General features: G+C 71.6%; 3 protein-coding genes and 1 pseudogene. 2 read left to right on the forward strand and 2 right to left on the reverse strand.

Annotated features, from left to right (window positions below; all coding sequences use genetic code 11):
• A partial coding sequence (locus ACWDVW_RS05965; protein WP_449945383.1) for a hypothetical protein occupies positions 1-534 on the reverse strand: 534 nt, incomplete at its 3' end.
• The gene (locus ACWDVW_RS05970; RefSeq protein WP_449945385.1) at positions 534-1,151 is read right to left on the reverse strand and encodes a hypothetical protein; all 618 of its coding nucleotides are present in this window, start codon (positions 1,149-1,151) and stop codon (positions 534-536) included. The genes ACWDVW_RS05970 and ACWDVW_RS05965, both read right to left, overlap by 1 nt.
• 149 nt (positions 1,152-1,300) lie before the next feature.
• Between ACWDVW_RS05970 and ACWDVW_RS05975 the strand changes: the two genes are divergently transcribed.
• A complete protein-coding gene (locus tag ACWDVW_RS05975; protein WP_449945386.1) occupies positions 1,301-1,825 on the forward strand; it encodes a hypothetical protein in 525 nt (174 codons plus the stop codon).
• 3 nt (positions 1,826-1,828) lie between these two features.
• A pseudogene (locus ACWDVW_RS05980) lies at positions 1,829-6,885 on the forward strand (hypothetical protein); the annotation flags it as partial.

A 6,885-nucleotide genomic window follows, 5' to 3' on the forward strand; every position in this document is an offset into this window, starting at 1 on the left:
GGGGCGGTTGTCGGCGTCGAAGTCGCTGTAGGTGGTGCCGTCGGGGCGTTGTTCGCTGAGGACTTTGCCGCTGGCGTTGTAGGTGACGACGCTGTTGTCGGCGTACGTGTAGACGGTGTTGCCGCCTTCGTAGCTGATCTCGGCGCTGGTCGCCGGTTGGCCGCTGCGGGCCGGGATCTCGACGTACTGCGGCTGGTCGTTGGCGTTGAAGTCGGTGTAGAGGGTGCCGTCGGGGAGCCGCTGGCTGACCAGATCCTGGCTGTGACTGTCGAAGGTGAGCACCGACTTGTCGGCGTACCGGAAGATCGTCAGGTTGTCCTGGTAGCCGATGTGCGCGTACGTCGCCGCCTGCCCGTCCGACGGCGGGATCTCCACGTACCGGGCACGTCCCGCGTCGTCGAACGAGCTGTAGACCCTCCCGTCCGGCATTACCTGCTGGACCGGCTGTCCGTTGGCGTCGTACGTCACCACGGAACCGTCGCTCTGCTGCTCGAACGTGTGCCCCTTCACGGGCGGGGCGTCCGGCTCTGCCATCAGGAAGATTCCTCGGGGCCGCCGACCCGGGGGAGGGACTCGGGGGCAGTCGGCACCGTCTCACCGAACGACTGCTTGTCGGCCTCGGCATAGAACTGGGCGGCGTTGTTGATCCGGACGACGTACTGCGCCACCGCCTGGATCGAACCGCCGACCGCCTTGAGCAGCGAGAGTTGGGTGTCCACGAGCATCTGCGTCTGCTCCGGATTGGGGTCCTCGACCGGCGGGAGGTCCTCGCCCCTCACCGTGTGTCGTGAGACGTGGCTACCGCCGTCGTGACTTCTGATCACGCGGTCGTTCTGTACGCCGCCCTCGTTCTCGGCGTAGAAGATCCAGCCGCCTTTGCTGAGCACATCCGCCTTGAACGTCTCGAACTCGTCGACCTGGGTGTCGAGTTCCTTCAGCATGTGGTCCTGCGCCCCGCGAAGGTCGGCGGGTGTGACTCCGAACGCTCGGACGGTCGGAGGTTCGGGCTTCTTCGCCTCGTCGCCCGAGTCCTTGGGCGGGTTGAAGAGGTTGTCGCCGGTGACCGATCGCGCGGTGCGCTCTTCCATGTGCAGTTCGGGTATGTGTTTAATCGACGCCTGTACGTAGGTGTCCAGCTCAGGGTCGGCCATTTTAGACATGTACCACGCGGGCCCTCCCTGACGGATGTCCCTCTTCGGGGGACGTCCCCCGTCACCAACACTGAGATGGTCCGCTTGAGCTGGGCCGATGTTAGCGTTTAGCGCACGGAACCGGTCGGCGCGCGGGTGGGGGGCGGAAGATGGGGAGCGGTGCGCCCGCACACTACGACGACGGCCAGAGCATCAATGTCGACCCGCAGGGCATGTGGACGTCCGGGTCGGAGAGAGTCGGCAAGCTCCTGGACGACGTCGTCGATTCGTGGAAGAGCATCGGTAACACCTGGAAGAACCTCGAACTCAGTTGGGCCGGCGAGACCGCCGAGGAGGTCCAGCAGTTCAACTATCGGCTGCAGAAACTGCAGTGGGATCTGTTCGGGTCGGAGGAACACGAGACCGTCGGGTTGATCTATCAGGTGCGCGGAATCGTGCAGAGCGCCGCGTCGAACTACGGCGAGGCCGAGGAGGCGGTCGTCAAGATGTTCGACGAGTTCACCGCCGCCATTCCCGCCAAGGACCTGCCGCCCGAGGACGACGGTGAGGGCGACGGCGGCACCCCTCCGCCCGTCGACCTCGGGGACGCGTACAACACCACCGAGTCGCCGGTGCACACGCTCTACCCCAACAATCCGGACGCGAACAAGCCACCGCCGCCGGATAAAGAGTGACGGATGGCGAGCGACACCCATCCGGATCCTGACAAACTCGATGCACTCGCCGCCCAGTGGGAGGCCAAGGCCGAGGACCTCGATCGGTTGGCCCTCAGACCGTCGGAGGCGCTGAATCGGGTCGGCAACTGGCAGGGTAGCGGGCGGGCGGCGGCCACCAGGGTATTGCCCAACCTTGAGAAAAACGTGCGCAACACCGCCGAGTTGTGCCGCCGCTGGGCGCGGCGGTTGCGCAAGTTGGCGGATGAGATCCGCAAGAAGCTCGAAGAGATCCGGAAACAGTCCCTCGTCACGATCCTGAGCGTCATCTTCGGGATTATTTTCGGGCTCCTCGTCGGTGTCCTGATCGGTCCGGCCCTCGCCGCGCTCGTCGCCGCGATGGCACGGGCGGTCGCCGGTCTCGCCACGGCGCTGCGGGCCATCATCAATCTGTCGTTCCAGTTCGGCCTCGGTGCGGCCGTGTTCGGGTCCACTCAGCTTGCCGCCGAGGTCTTCGCCCAGGCGATCGCATCGCACGTCGACGGCAAGTTCGAGATCACCAACGAGAGCTGGATCAGCGTCGGTGCCGCCGCCGGTCTGGGCGGACTGTTCGGACTCTCCACCCGGGGACTCGGCAAGGTCGGCGGCGGTGGGCCGAAATCGACCGACGTGCCGACGGTCAAGGGCCTGGACGGCACCGCCCCCGGTGGCCGGCCCGGCGACACCCCCACCCCGGACGTCCGGACCGGTCGCGGAGACGTGCCAGGCGTCGGCTCACCGGACGGCCCTCCGCTCGGCGCACCGCCACCGTACGGTGCCTTCGGTGGCCGGCCCCCGACGCCGGGTCCGGTCAGTGCCAGTTCGACGCCACCACCGGTCCGCCCAGTCGGCGGGCGGGCCGCCGCCGGTGGTGCCGCGCCGACCCGGACCACCCGACCCACCACGGTCGACCAGCCCCCGCCCTCGGCGCTCGGCGGCGCTCCGGCGCGTACCACACCGCCACCGGCCCGCCTCGACGGCCCGGTGAACACGCCACCACCGCCCCAGCCGCAACCCAGGGCCGGCGTGCCACACGCCGACACCCGGCCGCCGGCGGTCGGCAACGGCAACGCGGTCAGCAGCCTGCCTCCCCCCGCCCGCAACACCCCACCATCGCCGGCCGAGGCGGGCGCGCCGCCTGTTGGCACGCGGACGCCTGGCGGACCGGCGAGCGCCGGAGGCGAGGCACCCGCGCCGCCTCCGCGTGCCGTCGTCGCCGACCCTCGGCCGTCGTCACCGCTGGCACCCGAGCCGATGCCCGGAGGACGGCCTCCCGCCGCCAGCCCCGACCTGCCCGCCACTCCCGTCGGAGGACGGCCGCCTGCCGCCAGCCCCGACGTGCCCGCGACCCCGGGCGGAGCGCGGGACGTACCCGGCAACGGCCCCGCCCGGGACGTGTCCCCGAACGCGCCCACACCGATCCGGTCCGGCACGCCGCCGCCCGGCCAGGGCGTGACCGTCGACCCGCCCGTGGTCCGGCCGGGCGGCGTCGGCTCGGTGGCGGACGTTCCGCTGCCGGGCGGCAGACCTGCCGGCAGTACTCCCGAGCCCACCGTGTCGGCTCCGCCGCCCACCCGCCCGGTCCAGCCGGGTGTCGAGGGGAACCCGGTGAACACGCCCGGCGGCGGCAGTGTCGGAGGGCCCCCGCGTCCGGGGCGTCCCGGCGAGGGACTTCCGGTCCACCAGGTGGTCGACGTCCCCACGCCCACCCCGAGACCGGCCACCCCCGAGCCGTCCACACCGGTGCCACCCGCCGGGCAGCCCGGCGCACGCGGCCCCCTCGCACCGAACGACCTGCCGGCAGACGTCAGGACCCCGGTCGCCACGCGACCACCTCTCGACCGGGCACCCGTCTCCGGCGAGCCGCCGGCCGTCCGGCCGGACACTCCGGTCACGTCACCCCGGCCCACCTCACCCGCCGCTACCCGGCCGACCACACCCGAGCAGATCCCGGGCGACGTCACGCCGCCCGGCTCCCGTCCCGGCGGCGCCAACGGTGACCAGCCGCCGGTCGTCGGACAGGGCAAGTCGGCCACGGACACCACCCCGGTCGGCGCGTCCTCGAAGGGCGCTCCGGAGCCGGGCAAGACCAACCCGGTGCAGGCCAACCTCGACGCGCGGATCCGCGACCTCATCACCGAGGGGGGCGGCGGCACCAAGGGGCAACCCGGGGTGTCGCAGTCCAGTCGGCCGGGCACGCTGACCGAGATGCGCGCGCTGCGCGAACGGATCCTCGCCGACAGCCCCGGCGGGCAGCCCACCGGCGGCAACGCCCTCGTCGTGCAGCGCCTGGACGACCACATCGCCGACCTGACACCGCGACGGCCCGTCGGCGGCGACGCGCAGGGTGGCGCGGGGCGGCAGTTCAGTGGTCAGCCGGGGGTCGAGACTCCGCTCAAGCAGGTCGCGGTACCGACGAAGCCCATGCCCGGTGGTCCGCGACACACCGGGCCCGACGGCATCGACGCGCGGGCACCCTATCCGGACCAGACGCCCGTACCCGTGGTGGGGCCGAAGGGCCCACGACTTGCCACGGAACCGAAAGCTCCGGGGCTCCCGCCTCCCGACGCCCCGCCGGGGCCCCCGGTGCGCGAGCGGTTTGCCGGCGAGTGGGACTGGCGGGTCCGGTCCGATCGGTTCGGCACCGAGTTCACGTTGGTGCAGCGTGGGCCGGAGCCGCCGCAGGGCACTCGGCTCGGCGGGGCCAGCGGCGAGCCGCACGGCCCGGCGGGCTCAGGCCGGTCGCCACGGACTCATTCGGTGGATCCATCCGATCTCGGTGCCGGGCCCCAGCGGCTCGGGGACGGAAAGGTGATCCGGGACGACCAATTCAGTGCCTCATCGAGACCGACTGGAGGCTTGCGGGTCGAGAAGTTCCCGGCCGAGTTTCGGGTGGAGACCAACGGTGACAAGTTCGTTCGCCTACCGGAACAGGCGATGCCCGCCAAGCCTGGCAAGGGCCAGCCGGAACGGCCGTACTTCGTGCGGCTGCCAGACCCGGTCGACCGGCCGTATGCGGATGCGGGCGGGCGAGATCCGGAAGGGACCTACTCATGGCAGGAGCGCAATCCGGGTAAGTCAGGTTCCGGGTTGGACCGTGGCCGGGGGCAGACGGGCGGGGCCCAGAGCCGCACGGAGTGGCAACTTACCCTACCGGAGGGTAAACCGGTCGGCACGACCAGCCGGCCGGGGGAGTTCCCCGGCACCGGCCACCGGCTAGACGCCGGGCTGAGCGAGCGCCTGAGCGACGCGGTGGGAAATATGGGCGGCATGTTCCGCCGGGGCGGTGACGGGGCCGATCCTCATTTGCTGCCCTCCGTCGCGAAGACGTCGGGGCCGGGCGGTGCCCGTCCTGAAATGACTCCGCCGGCCGGCCGGGATGCCGTGGACTCGCGGCCTCCGGGCGGATCCTCCTCTCCGGAAAGCTGGAAGTCGTACGGGAAGGGACACCAGTTCAGCGACCAACCGGTTCGACCCACCCCCGGCAGCGGCCTTCCGTCTCCTGGGCCGCGAGCGCTGGACGGCGGTGGGACCGTACCGGCCAGGACCGGAGACATAACGGCACCGCCTCGATCGACCGTCGACACTCCGGCGCCGAGGACGGACAGCGGTTCGTTCATGCGACCGGGCCGTTCGGCGGGGATGGAGAGCGGCGGTTCGTCCCGTACCGGACCATCGCAAGGTTCGATGGCGATGAGGGAGCCCCGCGCCGGCAGCCGCACCGAGACCGTGACGCCGGACCGGTACTTCGAGCCGGTCGTGTACCGACCGGACTGGGTCACGAACGCTCCCCGGGGCGCGGCAGACCCGCCCCGGGCGGTTGACGGTGTCGGAGGCGAAGCCCCAACATCCGCAGGACCTAGGGCACAGCGTGCGTCCGCCGGCACCGAGGGTGCTCCGCAGGGCGGTGCCAAACGGGGACCGGACGGCCCGTCGGCCGTCGATACCCGGACGCCGGCCGGCTCCCAGCCTGGTGAGGTCTCCGGGTCGCGGTCCGGTCCGGCCGCCACGGCGGGCATCAGGCCGGCCGGACAGCCGGTGCCGGCCCGCGACAGCCTGCACGGGCAGATGACGGACTTGGTGGAAGGCGCGGCCAAGCGCGCAGAGGTCAAGCCCGGTGGTGTGCCCAAGCCGAGTGAGGACGTCAACCTGGGCACGGGGACGCGGGCGGGTGAGAGCTCCCGTACGCCGGGCGGCGGGACCGACAGCGCTCCCAAGCCGTCGGGACAGTTACGGCCGGGTGAGGCGTTCGGGCAGCGTCCGGAGTCGGGGACTCGGCGGTTGGAGTCTTCGCCGGAGCCCGAGCCGGTCAAGCCCGGCAAGTTGCAGAAGGATCGTCCGGTCGGTGATGCGGCGCGGCCGGGTGAGGCGTTCGGGCAGCGTCCGGAGTCGGGAACCCGGCGGTTGGAGTCCTCGCCGGAGCCGCAGGCGGGGCTCGGGAACCTGCGCAAGGATCGTCCGGTGGGTGATGCGGCGCGGCCGGGTGAGGCGTTCGGGCAGCGTCCGGAGTCGGGGACTCGGCGGTTGGAGTCTTCGCCGGAGCCCGAGCCGGTCAAGCCCGGCAAGTTGCGCAGGGATGCGCCGGTCGGGGACTCGGCGCCGCGACCCGGTGAGACGTTCGGGCAGCGTCCGGAGTCGGGCACGAAGCGTCTGGAGCCCTCGACGGTGCCCGGCACGGTGCGAAAGGATCCGCCGGCAGGCTCGTCAGCGCCGCGTACCGGAACTAACGAGCCATCGACGCCGGTCCGAGATGGTCGGCCAGCGCCGACCGAGCAGCCGGCCACAACGACGCCGGCCCGAGCATCGCAGGCCGACGCCACTCCTGCGGGGACGGTGACGCCTGAGCCGAGTCCCAAGCCTGAGCCGGGAACCACACCTCAGCCGGCGACCAAGCAGGGACTCGCAACGGGCAGTGGCAAGACGCCTTCGCCTGAGTCGGCTGCTGGGCGGCGGGCGCGGGCGTTGGCGGGGGCGTCGCCGGCGGAGTTGGAGGTGTTGCAGGGGCGGGGTGCGGGTGCGGGGTTGCGTCCTGATCAGCGGGT

Source organism: Micromonospora sp. NPDC003241 (assembly GCF_053589795.1).

Bases quoted from the DNA above. Each gene is read 5' to 3' on its own strand.
- ACWDVW_RS05975 (WP_449945386.1), top strand. From the start codon at position 1,301: ATGGGGAGCGGTGCGCCCGCACACTACGACGACGGCCAGAGCATCAAT.
- ACWDVW_RS05970 (WP_449945385.1), bottom strand. From the start codon at position 1,151: ATGGCCGACCCTGAGCTGGACACCTACGTACAGGCGTCGATTAAACAC.